Annotated in this window: 18 protein-coding genes and 1 pseudogene; 16 read left to right on the top strand and 3 right to left on the bottom strand. The window is 66.8% G+C overall.

The features are described from left to right. Window positions 1-395 (top strand): cytochrome c biogenesis protein CcsA (gene ccsA / locus VL15_RS34475; RefSeq protein WP_048251272.1); only part of this gene is annotated, 395 nt, incomplete at its 5' end. A gap of 135 nt (window positions 396-530) precedes the next feature. Continuing rightward, window positions 531-1,040 carry a hypothetical protein gene (locus VL15_RS34480; protein WP_048251273.1) on the top strand — a complete coding sequence of 170 codons (510 nt, stop codon included), beginning with the start codon at window positions 531-533 and terminating at the stop codon, window positions 1,038-1,040. Between the two features lie 133 nt (window positions 1,041-1,173). Here VL15_RS34480 and VL15_RS34485 read toward each other — a convergent pair whose 3' ends face one another. Continuing rightward, window positions 1,174-1,803, bottom strand: coding sequence for a lytic transglycosylase domain-containing protein (locus VL15_RS34485; RefSeq protein ID WP_048251274.1), 630 nt, complete (start codon window positions 1,801-1,803; stop codon window positions 1,174-1,176). A gap of 552 nt (window positions 1,804-2,355) precedes the next feature. On the opposite strand from VL15_RS34485, the gene VL15_RS34490 reads away from it, so the two are divergent. Further along, window positions 2,356-3,141, top strand: a complete 786-nt coding sequence (locus VL15_RS34490) for a response regulator (RefSeq protein WP_048251324.1) — start codon at window positions 2,356-2,358, stop codon at window positions 3,139-3,141. A gap of 63 nt (window positions 3,142-3,204) precedes the next feature. Here the strand turns inward: VL15_RS34490 and VL15_RS34495 are convergent, their stop codons facing one another. Beyond that, window positions 3,205-4,338, bottom strand: a complete 1,134-nt coding sequence (locus tag VL15_RS34495; protein ID WP_048251275.1) for a histidine kinase — start codon at window positions 4,336-4,338, stop codon at window positions 3,205-3,207. A 700-nt stretch (window positions 4,339-5,038) separates the two neighbouring features. Between VL15_RS34495 and VL15_RS43390 the strand changes: the two are divergent. From VL15_RS43390 to VL15_RS34560, 13 genes and pseudogenes are all read left to right on the top strand, one after another. Continuing rightward, window positions 5,039-5,602: pseudogene (locus VL15_RS43390) on the top strand (SCO family protein); the annotation flags it as partial. A 192-nt stretch (window positions 5,603-5,794) separates the two neighbouring features. Continuing rightward, entirely contained in the window at window positions 5,795-6,469 is a 675-nt protein-coding gene (locus tag VL15_RS34505) for a response regulator (RefSeq protein WP_048251277.1), read from the top strand. Between the two features lie 182 nt (window positions 6,470-6,651). Beyond that, on the top strand, window positions 6,652-7,101 hold the full coding sequence (gene gspG / locus VL15_RS34510) for a type II secretion system major pseudopilin GspG (RefSeq protein WP_048251278.1): 450 nt from the start codon (window positions 6,652-6,654) through the stop codon (window positions 7,099-7,101). 55 nt (window positions 7,102-7,156) lie between these two features. Then, window positions 7,157-8,359 carry a type II secretion system F family protein gene (locus tag VL15_RS34515; RefSeq protein ID WP_048251279.1) on the top strand — a complete coding sequence of 401 codons (1,203 nt, stop codon included), beginning with the start codon at window positions 7,157-7,159 and terminating at the stop codon, window positions 8,357-8,359. A gap of 18 nt (window positions 8,360-8,377) precedes the next feature. After that, window positions 8,378-10,099 (top strand): GspE/PulE family protein, encoded by a 1,722-nt coding sequence (locus tag VL15_RS34520; RefSeq protein WP_048251280.1) that lies wholly within the window; start codon window positions 8,378-8,380, stop codon window positions 10,097-10,099. After that, on the top strand, window positions 10,080-10,961 hold the full coding sequence (locus VL15_RS34525; protein ID WP_048251325.1) for a hypothetical protein: 882 nt from the start codon (window positions 10,080-10,082) through the stop codon (window positions 10,959-10,961). The genes VL15_RS34520 and VL15_RS34525 overlap by 20 nt, the downstream gene beginning before the upstream one ends. After that, on the top strand, window positions 10,958-11,488 hold the full coding sequence (locus VL15_RS34530; protein WP_048251281.1) for a hypothetical protein: 531 nt from the start codon (window positions 10,958-10,960) through the stop codon (window positions 11,486-11,488). Before VL15_RS34525 ends, VL15_RS34530 begins: the two co-directional genes overlap by 4 nt. Then, window positions 11,485-12,051: a hypothetical protein gene (locus VL15_RS34535; RefSeq protein WP_048251282.1), complete on the top strand. Its 567-nt coding sequence runs from the start codon at window positions 11,485-11,487 to the stop codon at window positions 12,049-12,051. The genes VL15_RS34530 and VL15_RS34535 overlap by 4 nt, the downstream gene beginning before the upstream one ends. After that, window positions 12,048-12,656, top strand: coding sequence for a hypothetical protein (locus VL15_RS34540; protein WP_048251283.1), 609 nt, complete (start codon window positions 12,048-12,050; stop codon window positions 12,654-12,656). Before VL15_RS34535 ends, VL15_RS34540 begins: the two co-directional genes overlap by 4 nt. After that, window positions 12,657-14,945 carry a secretin N-terminal domain-containing protein gene (locus VL15_RS34545; protein ID WP_048251284.1) on the top strand — a complete coding sequence of 763 codons (2,289 nt, stop codon included), beginning with the start codon at window positions 12,657-12,659 and terminating at the stop codon, window positions 14,943-14,945. Window positions 14,946-14,948: 3 nt separating this feature from the next. Then, on the top strand, window positions 14,949-15,506 hold the full coding sequence (locus VL15_RS34550; protein ID WP_048251285.1) for a type II secretion system protein: 558 nt from the start codon (window positions 14,949-14,951) through the stop codon (window positions 15,504-15,506). A gap of 9 nt (window positions 15,507-15,515) precedes the next feature. Next, entirely contained in the window at window positions 15,516-15,905 is a 390-nt protein-coding gene (locus tag VL15_RS34555; protein ID WP_048251286.1) for a type II secretion system protein, read from the top strand. After that, complete coding sequence (locus tag VL15_RS34560; RefSeq protein ID WP_048251287.1) at window positions 15,902-16,525, top strand: hypothetical protein; 624 nt, start codon at window positions 15,902-15,904, stop codon at window positions 16,523-16,525. Before VL15_RS34555 ends, VL15_RS34560 begins: the two co-directional genes overlap by 4 nt. A gap of 188 nt (window positions 16,526-16,713) precedes the next feature. Here the strand turns inward: VL15_RS34560 and VL15_RS34565 are convergent, their stop codons facing one another. Then, the gene (locus VL15_RS34565) at window positions 16,714-18,678 is read right to left on the bottom strand and encodes a PhoX family protein (protein ID WP_048251288.1); all 1,965 of its coding nucleotides are present in this window, start codon (window positions 18,676-18,678) and stop codon (window positions 16,714-16,716) included. Window positions 18,679-18,839 lie beyond the last annotated feature (161 nt).

The raw sequence follows: 18,839 nt of genomic DNA on the forward strand, positions 1-18,839 counted from the left end.
GCTACGGCAGCTTCGCGCTGTCCGCGATGGTGTCGGTCGCGTACCTGATGAAGGAGCGCGGCATGCTCGCCGATCGCCTGCCGACCCTCGAGGTGCTCGACGACGTGATGTACAAGTCGATCGCGGTCGGTTTCGCGTTCTTCACGATCGCGACGATTCTCGGCGCGCTGTGGGCGGCCGAGGCATGGGGCGGTTACTGGAGCTGGGACCCGAAGGAAACCTGGGCGCTGATCGTGTGGCTGAACTACGCGGCGTGGCTGCACATGCGGCTGATGAAGGGCCTGCGCGGCGCGGTTGCCGCGTGGTGGGCACTGACCGGCCTGCTCGTGACGACGTTCGCGTTCCTCGGCGTCAACATGTTCCTGTCCGGGCTGCACAGCTACGGGAAACTTTGATGCGCACGCATGATGTCCTACCGCTTTCTACCCATGTATTTCGGTGGGTATTCCCACTTCAAGCGGGGTGCGCGCCGAACAAGAATGTCATCAGCGGGGCCAATGCATGCCTGACTTGAGATGGGGGGAGTCACCATGAGACGCATTTATTTTCTGTTGCCGACGCCGCAAAGCGCGCTGTCGATCGTCGACGAGTTGCTGTTGCTGCGTATCGAGTGGCGGCATATTCATTTCATCGCGAATCACGGCGTCGTGCGCGATGGTTTGCAGGAGGCCACGCTGACGCAGCGCAGCGACTTGCTGCCGTCGCTTGCACGCGGCACGATGGTCGGTTGCGCGACCGGGGTGCTGCTGGGGCTGATCGCGCTGGTGTTCCCGCCCGCGGGCTTGCCGATCGCCGGTGGCGCGTTCGTGACGATCACGTTGTCCGGCGCCGGCTTCGGTGCCTGGGCGGCGTCGATGATCGGCGTCAACGTGCCGAGTACACGCCTGAGGCGTTTCGAGGAAGGCATCGAGCGCGGCGAGCTGCTGTTGATCGTCGACGTTCCGAAGGACCGGGTCCACGAGATCGAGCACCTGATCACGCTTCACCACGCGGACGCGCATCTCGAAGGCGAAGATCCGACCGTTCCCGCGTTTCCCTGAACCGTCGGCCGGCCGGAGTGGGTCGGCACATGTTGCCGGGCATCGCGGCAGCGCGATATCCGGCAACGCGTTCGTCTGTGCGCACGGACTGCGGCGCCGCGGCGCGGATTGCCGGAAACATCAGCCGGACACATCAACTCGAATCGAGGAGCCGCTTGTAGCGCGCGAGCACGCGCGGGACATACACGCGCGTTTGCGGCGAGGACGGAATGCGATAGCCGGCGCGAATCACGGCATTTTCTCCGGCATTGTAGGCGGCCAGCGTGAGTTCGACGTTGTCCTTGAACATGTCGAGCAGAAAGCGCAGATAGCGCGCGCCGGCCAGCACGTTGTCGCGCGGATTGAACATGTCTCCGCTCGAAAAACGCCGCGCGGTGTCGGGCATCAACTGCATGAGCCCTTGCGCGCCCTTGTCCGAGACCGCCTTCGGGTTGTATCCCGATTCGACGTCGATCACCGCGCGCAACAGTTCGGGTGGTACGCGAAACGCGCGGCTCGCTTCCTCGATCACGTCGGCGAACGAGGGCAGCGCGCCGCCGGCCAGCTTCGATGCGGCGTGCTTCATGTCGGGTGGGGCGGGCGCGTTGCTCGCGACGATCACCTTCAGGCCGGCCGTGCCGAGTTCGTTGGTGAGGATGATCGCCCCATTGCTGGTCACCGTGCCGAATATCTGCGCGTTCGCGGCGCACGACCACGCCGAGCCGAGTGCCACGCATGCGGCAGCGATCACGATTCCCAATCCGGATAAAGGTCGGCGGTGCATCTTCCAGGTCTCCTGCACCTGGATTGTCGGCGACGGGAAATCGGACCGGCAATGGGGCACCTCCCTACACTTCGAGGCCAAAACGGCGGCCAAAACGGCGGCCGCAAAAAACGGTGCAAAGTTGTTACTCCCGTAACGGCGGGTAACGGGCGGTAACCGGAGAAGATTAACAATCCTTACTACGTGCCGTTGGTTTTTTCTCGATTTGGCGTAGTCGCGGCGGGAATGTTTTCATTCATGTTGAAACGCGAGTGACATTCCCGCCATCGGTATTCACACTGACGCGCTGAAAAACATGAAATCGATACAGTTCTGAAACATTTCCGGAGGGCGGCGAGGATGCGCCGCGGACAGGCGGAATCCGGATCGCCGCCGCCGCAGGCTGGTGGCGCGATGGCGCGATCCTTGCTGTAGCGACACGCATGGCTGTTGGTTGTCACGAAATTCAATCATCAATTCGGGCAGGGGAAACCACGCAGCGAGCGTTTCCGGAACTGCGCAGGATGTGTCGGTGCGACACGCCGCGCAGGAATGGAGGAACGGGGGATCGTCGTGAATACCAAATGTCGCGTTGTAATTGCAGAGGACCATGACCTGCTGAGAAATGGCCTGCGGTCGATGCTGTGCGCGCAAGGCGACTATGACGTCGTCGGCGAGGCACGGGACGGCAAGGAGGCGTGTCATCAGGCATTGGCGCTGGCTCCCGATCTGATCCTGATGGATCTGTCGATGCGCGGGATGAACGGCATCGATGCGAGCGCAACGATCAAGCGGCGCACGCCGACGGTCCGGATCATCGCGCTCACGGTTCACCAGAGCGAGGAGTACGTGCGGGAGGCGCTGCGGGCGGGGGTCGACGGTTACGTGCTCAAGGACGTTTCGTTCGACGAATTGCTCCTCGCGATGCGCATGGTCAGGCAGGGGAAGAAGCATCTGAGCGCGGACGTGTACGGCTACATGGTCGACTCGTTTGTGACCGGCCGCGAAATGCCTGCGCCGCGAAAGGCCTGGGACATCCTCACCGCGCGCGAGCGTAGTGTGCTGAAGCTGATTGCCGAAGGGCGCACCAACCGACAGGTCGGCCAATACCTGAATCTGAGCCCGAAGACGATCGAGAAGTATCGGGCGAGCATGATGCACAAGCTCCATCTCGCGAACGTGACGGAACTGGTGCTGGTCGCGATGAGCATGGGCTTGTTGACCTCGCTCGCGGCGAAGTGCGCGGAGCCGGATGCGGACGACGTGCCGACTCAATCGATCGACGACGTCGGGGCCCCGGAAGACGCCGGCGCGCATGCGAGACTGGACGATTATCCGCTCGGCGGCATGAAGGATTGACCGCGGGATTAACCGCGCGATTGACGGCGGGGTTGACTGCTTGACCGACTGCGATCGCGCACGTCAGCAGGCCCAGCTTGCCGAGATGAGCGTGCCCGTGGCGGCCGACGACTGGATCGAGAACGTGCCGCCGTGCGACTCGACGCGGTGCTGCATGCCGATCAGGCCGAGCCCGTCCGTGTGCGCGTCTTCCGTCGTCAGCGTGCGATGCTCGTAGCCGATGCCGTTGTCGCGAATCGTCAGCAGCAGGCCGTCGGCGTCGTGGCGCAAGCCGAGTGAAATCTTGGTGGCCTCCGCATGCTTGACGATGTTGTTGAGCGCCTCCTGCGCGACCCTGAACATGTCCGCCTTCAGATGGTCGGGTATGTCGTCGTCGTCGACATCGCAATTGAACTCGACCGTCAGCGTGTTCACGTCACGCTCGATGCGCCGGCACAGCGAAGCGAGGGCTGCCGACAGGCCGAGCTTGTCGAGCATCGGCGGCCGCAATTCACCGCATATCTGCCGTACTTCGCCGATCGTTTCGCGGATCCGGAGCACCGTCGAATCGAGCAGATTCGCCGCCTCGTCGATTTCGCCGCGACGAATGCGCATCAGCGCGTCTTCATTCATCAGCTTGATGAGCGTCAACGCCTGACCGAGCCCATCGTGCAATTCCGCGGCAAGCCGGTAGCGCTCCTTCTGCTGGCCCATCAGCAGATAGGCGTGGCGGGCAGGCGCGCCCGCGTAGTGCTCCGCGGCTGCATCGCGCGGCTCGGGCTCGAGGGCCGGCGGTTCCTCGAACAGCGTCAGCAACAGGCGCTCGCTGGTTGTCGTGGCGGGAAGCGCTTGCTGGTGCACCATGAACTGCGCGGGATGGCCGGTTCGACCGCTGAGCATCGTGGTGAACGAATGACAGGGAAGGGCGGCGCCTCTGGACAATTCGTCTGCCAATTCGGCGTGGGCATCGTCGAGCGCCATGTCGGACAGATGCTTGCCGACGAGCTCGGCGCTCGAATAGCCGAACAGCGCCGTGGCGCTGCGATTCGCCGAGACGAAGGTGCCGTCGGCCGTGAGAATGGCAAGGGCGGCGCCGCGTGCATCGGTGACGATACCGTCGCCGCGATCGCCCGCGCGCACCGCACCGCGAAGCTTGCGCATCGCATCGATCAGATCGAGCAGCCTGATTTGTGGCCTGGCGGGCTGGCGTTCAATCATGGGAGCTCCCGATGCGCAGTTTTCAGGAAATCGTAAGATTGCGTCCATTCTAGGACGCGACCGACGCACGCCGCAACAAGGGGAATGCGGGGGTGGAGCATGGGGACATCCCGGCACCCGCCAGCGGGTAATCCAGCAAGCGGACATACCCTACCGGCCTTTGGGGGGCGTCATCCCATGACGCTCGGGACCGAATTCAAGACACTGCGCTGACGAGGCACGGAAACGGCCATTGTCTTGTTTATCGTCAGGGGAGGTCGGTATGAAACGGATTGCCAGATCGACGATGGGGGCATTCGTGGTGGCGGGTGTCACGATCGCCGCGACCGCCGCGTGGTGCGCGCCCGTCGATAGCGTCGCCGAGGGCGTGGGCGAGAACGTCAGCGAGCACGTTGGCGAGCATTCCGCCGCGAGTGTCGATGAAAATGCGATGCCGACGATGCCGGATGCTGCCGCGAACGCTGACGACCACGCAATGCCGGGTGCCGCCGCGAGTGCCGGCGAGAACACGATGCCGGACACTGCCGCGAGCCCCGACGACCACGCGATGCCGGACGCCGTCGGGCACGTCATGGAGCACGACGCGCAGGGCGCCGCCGGGAGCGCGGTCAAGCAAGCTGATGAAAGCACAACCGAAAGCACGCCCGGAAAAACCGCGGAAAGCAGCACCGGGGACGCCGCCGGACCCGCCACGGAAAACGCGGCGCCAGCCACCGCCGGGACCGCACCCGAAGCAGCCGGCATGCACATGCATCACGTCGTGATGCCGGGCACGATGCACACGACGGCCCAATACACGCTGCCGTCGGTCGACCTCGTGCGCGACGACGGCAAGACCGTATCGCTGGTCAAGGAAGTGGACGACGGCAGGCCGGTGATCCTGACGTTCATCTACACCACCTGCACGACCATCTGCCCGATGATCAGCCAGACGCTCGAGCGGCTGCAGGGCGAGCTGGGCTCCGACCGCGACAAGGTGCACATCGTGTCGATCTCGATCGATCCGGAGCAGGACACGCCGGAGCGGCTCAAGGCCTATGCCGCGCACTTCGAAGCCGGGCCCGAATGGCAGCACTACACGGGCACGGTCGAGGCGAGCATCGCGGCGCAGCGCGCGTTCAACGTCTTTCGCGGCGACAAGATGGCTCACACGCCGGTGACGTTCATGCGGGCCGCACCCGGCCAGCCGTGGCTGCGCATCGACGGCTTCGCGACGCCGACCGAACTGCTCGCGGCCTATCGCGACGTCGTCGCTTCCAACTAGCGTAGTGTCCGGTGCTAAGCAGTGCTTATGTGCCAGCGGATTCGTGCTCGTGGCAAGGCGCGAACCGCAGCAATGCCCAGTGACATCGCGAGGATTTGCCACGCAGCCACGGGCGCGAAGGCGCAGCACATAAGTGCCGATTAGCGCCGAACGCTGCACTAGGTGCAACGCGTCCGTCAGGGAGCGTCGAAATTGGAAAAGAAGCATCGCGTGCTGATCGTCGAGGATCAGCATCTGCTGCGGCTCGGTCTCAGCCACATGGTGTCCGAGCTGGACGACTACTGCATTGTCGGCGAGGCGAGCGGCGGGTTCGAGGCCTGCCGTCTCGCCGCGCAGACGCTGCCCGACCTGATCCTGATGGATCTGTCGATGCCGGGCGGCAGCGGCTTCGAAGCAATTGCCGCGATCAAGCGCGATGCGCCGCGTACGCGGATCATCGTCCTCTCCGTCCATCGCAGCGAAGACAACGTCAGGGAGGCGTTCGCGTCCGGTGCGGACGGCTACGTCGTCAAGGATTCGTCGTTCGCCGACCTGGTCCGCGAGATGCGCTTCGTGATGCAGGGCAAGTGCGTGATCAGCCTGGACGCGTATCGGGCCCGCGCCGGCCTGCAGGGGCTGCGCGAGGCGAGCGCTCACAAGGCGCGCCTGTGGAATGCGCTGACGACCCGCGAGCGCACGGTGCTGCGTCTCGTCGTCGAGGGGCACACGAGCCGGCAGGTCGGCGAGTGCCTGCAGCTCAGCCCGAAAACGGTGGAAAAGCATCGTGCGAACCTGATGCGCAAGCTCGGCATCGTGAACCTGACCGGCCTCGTGCACTTCGCGATCGACATCGGCGTGCTCGCGCTGACCGACGACGACCGTGTGTGAAAACCCTCCATCGCGCCATGGCGCAACTGGGGGGGATCTACCCATGTCGATGGACGGCCCTCCCTACTTCTGACGCGTATCGCCCTGAACAAGAATGCAATCAACGGCTTCAGCGTTGCTGAAGCGGCAGGCGATACAGGGAGAAAGCCGTGCGCGACGAATTGTCCTCGATCCGGCCCGGCATGCCGGGGCTGCAGCGGCAGGGCGGCGGGCTCGCTCGCCGCATCCGTGCGAACCGCGGCTTCACGCTGCTCGAGCTGCTCGTCGTGATGGTCATCATCGGGTTGCTGGCGGGACTCGTCGCGCCACGGTATTTCGAACAGGTCGGCAAGTCGAACGTGAAGATCGCCCGCGCGCAGATCGTGTCGCTCGGCCAGGCCCTCGATCAGTACCGGCTCGACGTCGGTTTCTATCCGACGACCGAGGAAGGGCTGGATGCGCTCGTCAACAAGCCGCAGAGCGCGCCGCGGTGGAGCGGCCCGTATCTGCAGAAGGCTGTTCCGGTGGATCCGTGGGACCGTCCGTACCAGTATCGCTCGCCCGGCGAGCACGGCGACTACGACCTGTATTCGCTCGGCAAGGATGGGCGCGGCGGCGGCACCGGCGAGAACGTGACGATCTCGTCGTGGTAGGGCGGCGCGGCCCGGCGGCCGTGCCTGTCGTGAGCAGTCAGCAAGGAGAGTCGACGTGAAGTTCGTGCTGCGTGTCTTCGATACGAATGGCTCGGTCCAGACGCTTCGCCTCGACAGCGACTCGCCGGCGACCGCGGCGGCGCTCGCGCGCTCGCGCGGCCTGCGGGTCGTGTCGGTGAGCACCGACGCGCGGCGGCAGCGGCGCGGCGCGCGCCGGTTCGGAATGCCGGGCGCGCGGTTCGACGTCGCGATGTTCGCGCGCGAGCTCGCGGCGCTGCTCGACGCGGGCGTCGGCGTGGTCGACGCATTGCGCACGCTCGGCGGCAACGTGCGGCGCGAAGCGTCCGCGCAGGTGTATCGCGACCTGCTGCGGCAACTGGAGGAGGGGCAGTCGCTGTCGGCGGCGCTCGAGCACGCGAGCCCGATCTTCCCGCCGGTGCTGATCGCGTGCGTGAAGGCGAGCGAGCAGACCGGCGGCCTCGCCGACAGCCTGACCCGTTACTCGCGCAATAGCGCGACGCTCCACGAGTTGCGCGCGCGTGTGGTGTCGGCGGCGATCTATCCGACGGTGCTGTTGTTCGTCGGCGCGGCCGTCGTGCTGTTTCTGCTCGGTTTCGTGGTGCCGCGGTTCGCGTCGCTCCTCGAACACAGCGGCCGCGAACTGCCGCTGATGTCGCGGCTGCTGATGGCGTGGGGCGGCATGGTGCACGCGCACGGCGCCGGGCTGGCGGCCGCGTTTGCGGTGCTGGCCGTGGCAACCGGCGTTGCGCTGCGCCGGCCGGCGCTGAGGATCTGGATCGCCGATCGCCTGCTGGCGCTGCCCGGCATCGGGCAGCATTTCCGCGTGTTTCGCCAGTCCCAGTTCTATCGCACGACGGCGATGCTGGTCGACGGCGGCATTCCCGCCGTTCGCGCATTCGATCTGGCGCGCGGCCTGGTAGGCCGCGCGGACCAGGCCGCGCTCGCGGGCGCGCTGCAGCAGGTCCGCAATGGCGCGAGGATCTCCGATGCGTTCCAGCAGGCCGGCCTCGCGAACGCGATCGGCTACCGCCTGCTGACGGTCGCCGAAAAAACCGGCGGCCTCGGGCCCGTGCTCGACCGGATCGCCGCGTTCCAGGAAGCACAGGTGTCGCGCACGATCGATCTGATCTCGCGACTGATCGAGCCCGCGATGATGATCGTGATCGGCGTGGTGATCGGCGGCATCGTTGTGCTGATGTACCTGCCGATCTTCGAGATCGCGTCGAGCATTCAGTAGGCTGCCCTGGAGACACGCGTGGATACCGTCACCCCCCCACCGGAAGACTTCCCCGACGCGGGCCCCGCGTTGCGCGACGCCCTGCGCGCGCTCGGCAAACAGCACGGCTCCGGCATTCGTGCACTCGAAGTGCTGATGGTGCAGACGGCGCTCGGCGCGGACGAGATGCGCGCGCAGCTCGCCGCGCAATTCCGGATGAAGCCGATCGGGATGCGCGAGCTGGGCCGCCTCGAGCCGGATTTCGACACGGTGCCGTTCGTCGATGCGACGGCGCGCCTGTGCGTGTGCTTCCGCGATCCCGACGGCGGCGACGCGCGGTTGTTCGCGATCGCCGATCCGCTCGATGCACGCACGCGCGGCTGGGTCGAACACCGAATGCGTGCGCGACCGGCGGTGCCGTACGGCTGGGCGCTTGCGAGCGCCGGGGATCTCAACGCGTATCTGACCGTGCGCGAGAAGGATATTCGCGCGATGGACTCGCTCGCGTTCGACGATCCGATCCAGAACGCGCCCGATCCGGCGTCGCTCGCGCTGACGCTGCAGGGCATCAGCAGCGACGACAGTCCGGTGGTGCGCCTGCTCAATTCGACGATCTACGACGCGCTCAAGATGCTCGCGAGCGACATCCACCTGGAATGCCGCGCGAACGGCCTGATGATCAAGTGCCGTGTCGACGGCGTGCTCACCGTGGTGGGCCGCGTCGAGGGCCGGGATGTCGCCGACCAGGTCCTGTCCCGCGTGAAGGTGATCTCCGAGCTCGATATCGCGGAGCGCCGCGTTCCGCAGGATGGGCGCTTCAAGGCGATGTACGCCGGGCGCGAGATCGATTTCCGCGTGTCGATCATGCCGAACCAGTTCGGCGAGGACGCGGTGTTGCGGATACTCGACCGCTACCAGCTGTCCCAGGCCGCGGGCGGCCTGACGCTCGAGGCATTGGGCTTCCAGCCGGGCGATACGCGCTTCATGCGCTCGGTTGCGTCGATGCCGTACGGGATGCTGCTCGTCACGGGGCCGACCGGCAGCGGCAAGACCACGACGCTTTACGCGATCCTCACCGAGATCAACAACGGTCTCGAGAAGATCGTGACGATCGAGGATCCGGTCGAATACCAGCTCGGCGAAATCCTGCAGATTCCGGTCAACGAGGCGAAGGGCCTGACCTTCGCGCGCGGGCTGCGGTCGATCCTGCGGCACGACCCGGACAAGATCATGGTCGGCGAGATCCGCGATCCGGAAACCGCGCAGATCGCCGTGCAGGCCGCGCTGACCGGCCACCAGGTGTTCACGACCGTGCACGCGAACAACGTGTTCGACGTGATCGGCCGCTTCACGAACATGGAGGTCGATCCGTACAGCTTCGTCTCCGCGCTCAACGGCGTGATCGCGCAGCGGCTGCTGCGCCAGTGCTGCCCGGATTGCCTGGCCGAGGACGCGGTGGACGCGGATGCGCTCGCCCGCTCGGGCATCGACCCGGATTCGGCCGGCAGCTACCTGTTTCGTCGCGGCACGGGGTGCGCGATGTGCCGCGGCAGCGGCTATCGCGGCCGGCGCGCGATCGCGGAGGCGCTGCGCATGAACGACGAGCTGAGGCAACTGCTGTCGGAGCGCGCGCCGCTCGGGCACATCAAGGCGGCGGCGCTGCGCCACGGGATGACGACGTTGCGATCGGCGGCAATCGAACTGGTGCGGCGCGGCGAAACGACGCTCGAGGAGATCAATCGTGTCACGATGGTTGAATAACCCGCTTGCGATCGGCGTCGGGACGCGCGAGATCGTCGTCGGCGTCCGTTCGCCCGCACTGTGGCGACTGCGCAAGCGCGCGTTCGCCGCCGATCCGGTCAGCGTCGCGATTCCCGACGCGCAGTTCGGCAGCGAGACGGGCGTGCTCGACGCGCTGCGCGCCGCGCTGGCCGCGACCGGCACGACACCCGGCGGCGCGGCCGATGCCGCCACCACGCAGGGGCAGGCGCGCGGCGCGCACGTCGTGCTCGACGATTTCTGGTGCCACCACGCGATATTGCGCGGCGACTTCCGCGCGTTGCGCATGCGCGAACTTGAAGAAATCGTGCTCGCCCATTTCTCCGACACATACGGGATCGACGGTGCATCGCTGGTCGTGCGCTTCTGCGTGCAGCAGGGCGGCCGCGCGCTTTTCGCCGGCGCGCTGTCGCGCACGCTGCACGACGGCATCCATGACGCGGGGACATCCGCCCGGGTCCGCATCCGCAGCCTGAGATCGGGTCTGCCGGAGACGCTGAATCGCATCGCGGTGAAAGCCGGCGCCGATGGGCTGCTGATTGTCGTCGCCGATGCGTTGATGCAGGCGATCATGATCGAGCGAGGCGGCTGGGCCGCCTACGATGCGCAGCGCCTCTTTCCCGGCGAGTCCGGCGACGCGTCGCGGCTGGCCGAACTCGCGGAGCAGTTGTTCGAACGTTCGGCAACGCGGACCGGCCTGAAGTGCGAGGACTGCCCGGTCTATCTGACCGGGATCGACATGGACTTCGCGCCGTTCGATGCGCGATTCGCGGCCGCGGTACGGCTGCCAGGGCCGGCGCTCGCCGGCTCGTCCGCGAGCCGGCTGATGGAGTACGCGCCATGATGCCGATGCTCGATATCGACTTTTGCCGGCGCGGTGCCCGCACCGGGACGAGCGGGGTGATCCTGCTGGGCGTCGCCGTGCTGCTGTGCGCCGCGTGCGGCGCATGGCTGTGGCATACCTATGCGGAGAACGACCGCGCGCGGGCGAACGCGGAGGCCGCCGAGCATCGGACGCTCGCGCAGCGGCACGTCGTGAAGCCGCCGCCGACGGCGGCCGCGAAGCTCGCGGAAAAGCAGAGCCAGGCGGTGCTGCGCGAACTGACCGTGCCGTGGCAGACGCTGTTCGCGCTCGTCGAGGACTATCCCGACCATGACGTCGCGTTGATCGGCATCGACCAGAACCCGGCGCAAGGCCAGATCCGCATCACTGCCGAAGCGAAGAATCCGGACGCGATGATCGCGTACCTGAAGTATCTGCAGACGAGCGTCGTGCTGCGCGAAGCGGTGCTCAACGGTCATCTCGTCGAGGACAACGTTCCGGGCAAGCCGGTGCGTTTCCAGATCACGGCCGTCTGGAGGACGTCATGAAAACCGATCGGTTGACGGACCGCCTGGCCACGCTGCGTTTCGAGTTGCGGCGCGCCTTCGGTCTGCCGGGACTCGTCGGCCTGCTGCTGATCGGCGCGGCGGCCATCGCGGTCGCGGCAATCGCCAGCCTGGAAGCCGATACGCGCGCGATGCAGGCGCCGGCCGGGGTCGTGCGGGCGACGCGCGGCCATCGTCCGGTCGCGGCGCGCGGCGCGCAGGCGGACGCGGTAGCGCTCGACACGTTGCCCGAGCTGTTCCCGCGGTTCTCGCAAAGCGCGGACGACATCGCGTCGATCTTCGCACAGGCGCGCGACAGCCATCTGACGCTCGGTTCGGCCGAGTATCAGGTGACGACCGAGTCGGGCGCGCACTTCGCGCGCTATCAGGTGCTGCTGCCGGTCAAGGACCAGTACGGTGCGATCCGGCAATTTCTCGCGTCGGTGCTCAATCACGTGCCGAACGCGGCGCTGCAGGAAATCCACGTCGAGCGCCCCGCGGTGGGCAGCAACATCCTCGATGCGCGCGTGCGCTTCGAGCTCATCTACCGGAGCGCCCAGCCATGATTTCCGCCGTCATGAAGCCCGCGTCGCACCGGCGCATCGCGCTGGCGCTGTGCTGTGTCCTCGTTGCCAGCGCCGGGTATCGCGTGCTGGTCGCGGCGATGCAGCAGCCGGCAGCGGTCCCGGCATTCGGCGGCCTGCATCGCGACGGCGAGCATACGCCGTTGGCGCGGACCGCCGCGCACGCCGCGGTGCCCGCGTCCGTGTCCGTGTCCGCGCCACGACCTGCGTCGGCCGGCGCGGCAGCGGCGACGCCGCAGGAGAAGCTCGCCGCGTTGCGCGCGCCGGTGTCCATCGAAGCGGCGCACGACCCGTTCACCGCGTCGTCATGGCTGCCGCCGGCGCCCGTCGTCGTGCCGACGCTGCCCGACACGCGCCCGGCGCCACCGTCGGCGCCGCCGGTCCCGTTCACCTATGTCGGCGAGCAGGACGCCAAGGCGGCGAAGCCGCATGTGTTTCTCAGCAACGGTGATCAGTTGCTGATCGTTTCGCCAGGTGACGTGATCGATGGCCAGTATCGCGTCGAGTCGGTTTCGGAGTCGAACGTGGTGCTGACCTATCTGCCGCTGAACCAGGTGCAGGTGGTGGCCATTCCAAGGGAAAAGTAGATGAAAACCTCATGCACACGGGGTGCGCGCCGCGCTGGGGACAGCGGCCCATCGACATGCCTTTCGCCCTTCACGCCGTTCGATTTCCGGCACGCGCCGGCGAGCCGGATCGCGACGAAACGCGCGCTGGCGATCGCCGTGGCGCTGCTCGCGTGCGGCGGCTGCGCGCATGTGCCGAACGTCCAGGACGATCCGACCAACGCGCAGGTGAGGATCGACGCGTTGCACGCGCGCGACGCCGAAGTCAACCAGTTGCTCGATAACGCCGACCAGTTCCGCAAGCAGAACCAGTTCGACGATGCGGCCCGGTCCGACTACATGGCGACCCAGCTCGATCCGTCGAGCGAGCGCGCCCGCAGGATCGGCACGATGATCGAGCAGGACCGCAAGCATCTGGCGATCCTGCAGGAAGCGGACCGCATGATGAAGCGCGGCTCGTACGCGCAGGCGGCCGAACGCGTGCATCGCGTGCTGGTCGAGGACCCGAGCAATGCGATGGCCGAGCGGATGCAATCGGAGCTCGACGACAAGCGCCGGCAGCAGCACTCGGAACGGGACGACAAGCTCGCCGCTTCGTCGATCATGCGCACGCCGGTGTCGCTGCAGTTCCGCGACGCGAACGTGCGGATGGTGTTCGAGGCGTTGTCGCGGACGTCGGGGCTGAACGTCATCTTCGACCGCGACGTGCGCGCCGACCTGAAGACGACGATCTTCGTGCAGAACGCGTCGCTGCAGGACACGGTCGACATGATCCTGTTGCAGAACCAGCTCGACAAGAAGCAGATGAACGCCAACACGCTGTTCATCTACCCGGCGACGCCCGCGAAGGAGCTCGAGTACCAGGAGCTCAAGGTGCGCACGTTCCAGCTGTCGAACGTCGACGCGAAGCAGGTCCAGTCGCTGCTCAAGAGCCTGTTGAAGGTGAAGGAGGCCGTGATCGACGAGCACGCGAACACCGTGACGATCCGCGGCACGCCGGACATGATCAAGGTCGCCGACGAGATGATCGCGGCCCAGGACCTGCCGGAGCCGGAGGTGATGCTCGAGGTCGAGGTGCTGGAGGTGTCGCACGAGCGGATGTCGCAGCTCGGCATCAACTGGCCCAACTCGTTCACGGTATCGACGCCGAGCACGGCGAGCACCTGGGGCGCGCTGCATCATCTGCCGGTCAATGCGCTGAATGTCAGCGGCCTGTCCGCCACCGCGGACTTCAAGCTCACGGACACCGATGCGAACCTGCTCGCGAGCCCGCGCATCCGCACGCGCAACAAGGAGAAGGCGCGCATCATGATCGGCGACAAGGTGCCGGTGATCTCGAGCTCGAGCACGCCGAGCACGAGCGGTCCGTCGTTCACGCAGATGATCCAGTACCTCGATGTCGGCATCAAGCTCGAGGTGGAGCCGCAGGTCTATCGCGACGGCGACGTCGGCATCAAGCTGAATCTCGAGGTCAGCAACATCACCAATACGATCCAGAGCAGCAATTCGCAAGGGCTGAACTCGCTCGCGTACCAGATCGGCACGCGCAGCGCGTCGACGAGCCTGCGCCTGCGGGACGGCGAAACCCAGATCATGGGCGGGCTGATCTCGGACGAGGACCGCCGCAACGCGAACAAGGTGCCGGGGCTCGGGCAGATGCCGTTGCTCGGCCGCCTGTTCTCGGATCATGAGGGCGATCACAAGAAGACCGAGATCGTGCTGCAGATCACGCCGCACATCGTCCGGCCGCAGGTCGCGGCGGACGCGGACACGCAGGAAGTGTGGTCGGGCACCGACGTCAACGTGCATGCCGACCAGTTGCGGCTCGATCCGGTGGCGCTGAACGCGGAAGATGCCGCGGCCACGGCCGCGACGCCCGCGACGAAGCCGATGCCCGGCAGCGTGGGCGGCGGCACCACGGGCGGCAGGGCGCCGTCGCCGCTGGAGGCGGCGGCGATCCGGGCGCAGCCGTCGCCGGAGAGCGGCGCGTTCGGGCAGATGCCTGCCGCGCCTCGCACGACGCCGCCGCCCGAACCGTACGGCGGGCGTTTCGCGAGACCGCAGCCCGCGCTGCCCGCGCCCGCGGCGGGCGCGGCACCCGCGGATGGCGCGGCGCAGGCGGCCGGGCCGGCGGGCAACGAAGTCGCGCCGGCCCCGGGTACGACCGTGACGCCGGTGGCGTCGCCGGCCGTGCAGGCTGCCGCGCCGGCTGCACCGGCCGCGCCAGCGGCGGCGCCTCCGACGCTGCAGATGCCGGCGGGCGATATCCCGAACGATAACCCGCTTCATCCGATTCAGAACGGGAATTGAATCGTGGCTACCCGGACCGGCACGACGCGCAGCGGCTGCACCGGCCGTCCCGGGCAGCGTGGCTTCACGCTGATCGAGATGGTGATCACGCTCGCGCTCGTGGCGATCCTCGCGCTCGCGGTCATGCCGTTTTCCGAGCTGGTCGTGCAGCGCCAGAAGGAGCACGAGCTGAGCGCTGCGTTGCGCGAGATCCGCACCGCGCTCGACGCGTACAAGGACGCAAGCGATGCGGGGCAGATCGAAAAGGAAGCGGAAGCGTCCGGCTATCCGCCGTCGCTGACCGTACTGGTGACCGGCGTGAAAAACGCCCGGGATCCGAAGGGCGGCCTGCTGATGTTCCTGCGTCGGGTGCCGCGCGATCCGTTCTTCGCGGGCGATCCCGACACGCCCGCCGAGGAGACCTGGGACGTGCGCGCCTATGGCACGCCGCTGGATCCGGCGGCCGGCGGTCCGCCGGCTGGCGACGCATCCGGGAGCGCCGAGGCCGGCAAGGACGTGTTCGACGTGACGTCGAAATCCGCGGTCGTCGGCATCAACGGCATCCCGTACAAACAATGGTGACGGTGCAACATGAAACACGCTCGCACGCGCAGGTCCCGCGGCTTCACGCTGATCGAGATCGTGGTCGTGATGGCCATCATCGGCCTGCTCCTGACGTTGGCCGTGCCGCGCTACATGCACAGCATCGAGCGCGGGAAGGAACAGGTCCGGCAGCAGAACATCGCCGTGATGCGCAATGCGATCGACCAATACTACGGCGACAACGGCCAGTACCCGGACACGCTCGACGAACTGGTCGCGAAGCACTATCTGCGTTCGGTCCCGCTCGATCCGGTGAATGGCGACGACAAATGGGCAGCGGTCGCGTCGCCGGACGAGTCGAAGCCGGGCGTCTACGACGTGGTGCCCGCGAGCAGCCCGCAGGGTGCGCCGCCGAGCGCGGCCGGAGCGGCGAAATGAGCCGGGCCGGCCGGACGGCGCGCGCGATGCGCGGCTGCCCGCGTGCCGCGCGTCAGCGCGGGCTCGTGCTGCTGGCGCTGCTGATCGCGCTGATGCTGATGTCGATCGCACTGGCAGGGGCGCTGGATGTCTGGTCGCTGCAACGGCGCCGCGAGGAGGAGCGGCAACTGCTGTTCGCCGGCGATCAGTACCGCAAGGCGATCGTCCGCTACTACCGTCTGGCGCGCGTGTACCCGCAAACGGTCGACGACCTGCTGGACGACAACCGGTTCGTCAAGCCGGCGCATCATCTGCGCCGCGCCTATCCGGATCCGATTACCGGACAGAACGACTGGGCGTTTCTGTGGCGGGACGATCGCTTCTATGGCGTCTACAGCAACTCGGATCAGGCGACGGTCAAGCGGGCGGGATTTCCGCTGCGATACATGGACTTCGAGGGCGAGGAGACTTACCGCAAGTGGAAGTTTCTGTACCTCGCGCCCGGCCTCATCCTGCCGGCCAGCGACGCGGCCCCGGTGTCCGCGTCCGCGGCCGTGCCTGCCCAGGCGGCGAGCTTCCCGAGCCTGTCCGGGTTCGCGGGCGGCTCCCTGCCGGGGCAGTCGCCGTCCGGCCTGCGTTGACGGTCGACCGGTCGCCGCGCGCGCTGGCGTGCGCGCAAAAAAAGGCGCGATGCCCGCATTGGGCATCGCGCACAAACCGGCGTGGAGCGCCGACGAATGAACGGTGATGAAGAAAGGGACGCCCGGTTAGGGACGCCCGGCCAGGGGCGCCCGGCCAGGGGAGCAAGCCCCCCCCTCGCGCGAATCGGTCAGGCCTTCGCGAGCTTGATGCTGGTCTGCTCGGCCGTCAGGTAGCCGACGCTGGCGCCGAAGCGATCCTTGAAGTTCGCGCGCACGAGCGGATCGAGCGTCGGCTTGACCTTGTCGTGCAGCGGCGATTCCCAGTCGCCCGCGTGCTGGAAGTTGCTCATGATGTAGGTCCAGCCGTTGATCTCGTCGACCGCGTGCAGGCCCGTCGATTCGGCGCCGGCCGGGCACGACAGCACGCGCACGAGCGACTTCGTGTCGACGTTGTAGGCCCACAGGAAGTTGTTCACGTGCATGCCCGAGTCCTCGCCGATGAAGAGCGTGCGCAGCTTTTCGGAGAACTTCAGATTGTCGGGGTTCGCGATCCTGTCCGGGTTCGCGAGGTTGCCGAGCCCGTCGGCCGCGGCGAGATCCTCGCCGACGAGCGCGGCCGGCGCGCCCATGTCGACCGGCACCCATTCGCTGTCGATCGCGCTACCTGTCGTGTCGCGCTGGCTGCCCTTCAGGTTCAGCGCGTAGACGGCGCCCGCGGCGATCTTCTTGTCGACCGCGACGTCGCGCGACACCGCGTTGCCCTTGACCATCGACGTCTCGATCCGCGACATCGCCGTATAGACGATCTTGTCCTTCGCGTTCACGGTCGTGCCTTCGAGCTTCGTGAAGGCCATGCTGCCGCCGAGCAGCGCAGCGTAGCGGTGCGTCTCGAGGAACGCGGCCGCCTTTTCCATCCCCGGCTTCACGCGCATCCAGTTGAACTTGCCGCCGAAGTGGATCTTCGCGTAGCTCGCGTCGTTCGGATCGGTGGTCGTCAGGTCCATGATGTCCGACGCCTTCAGCGTATTCGCGAGCGCTTCGATCTCGCTGCTGGTCGCGTGGCCGATCTTGATCCACGTGAGCGTCGCGGTGCCCGCGCCGGCCGACGACGTCTGCGTCCACTTCGCGACGTACAGCGTGCCGGCCGACAGGTCGGCCGCCTTGTCGGCGACGAACATGAACAGGCCGCCGTTGGTTGCGTCGTCACCCATCATCACGGTGCGCTGGTCCGGCATCACCTGGATCAGCTCGTGCGAGATGCGGCCGAGGCAGTAGTGCTTCTTCACGGTGCCCGTGCCGTCCGCGTTCACGGTGATCTCGGGCAGGTGGCCGTAGTGGTAGGGGTTCGCCTTCGTCTCGTCGCCGAACGTGTTCTTGCTGAACGCCTTGAACTGCGCGTCGGTCGCGACCTTCGTCGCGTCCGGCTCGTATTCCTCGCTCGACAGGTGCGTGCCCCACGGCGACAGGCTCGCGCCGCAGGTGATCCACAGGCCGTGCGCCTTCGACGTGTCGACGTTGTGGTACTTGACGACCTTCAGCGCGCCGTTGGCCGGATCCTGGTCGAGCGTGAGCACCGCGATCGGCGACGGCAGCTGGCCGTACTGCGATGCGCTCGCCTGGTCGCGCGTCGTGTATTCGAACTGCACGACCGCGAACACCGTGTTGCCCTTCACGCCGGGCACGTTCGCGTTCTTCAGCGTGAGCAGCGAGCTGCCGTCCGGGCAGTCGGAATAGAACTGGCGCTCCTTGCCGGCCACCGAACGGTCGATGATCGGCTGGTTGTTGATGTCGTAGTAGCCGCCCGCGAGCGTCGTGCCGCCCTTGCCGTCCGGCACCAGGTCGCCCGTCACGAAGAACGGCCGGTACGCGAGCTTGAAGTTGCGCGCCGAGCCGTCCGAGAACGACACCGACAGCGTCGAGCCGACCGTCGTCGTGGCCATCGCGGCCGCGTTGTCGAGCGTGGGCGCGGCCATCGCCGAGAACGCCGCCGACGTATAGGCGGCAGCGACCGGGGCCGGCGTCGACGCCGGATTGTCGTCGCCGCCACAACCCGTCAGCAGGGCCGGCAGCGCGAGGCCGGAAAGAGGCAGCATCGGCGCGCCGGCGAGGATCTTCAGGGCCTGACGACGGGCAGCATTGGGCAACGCGGGCATGTGGAGTCCAGTTTCAGTTGTTGGAAGAATGGCCTTCGCGAAACGGGAGCAGGCGATCGGCAAGCTTCGCGAAGGCAAATTGAAAACTAGACGGAAGTGTAAGGACGCTCGATGAAAGTTTTTTGAATTGAAAACGTAATATTTCGTCGGGCGTCCGTCAG

It is taken from the genome of Burkholderia cepacia (assembly GCF_001039005.1).
In the GTDB taxonomy this organism is placed as follows: Bacteria; Pseudomonadota; Gammaproteobacteria; order Burkholderiales; family Burkholderiaceae; genus Burkholderia; species Burkholderia theae.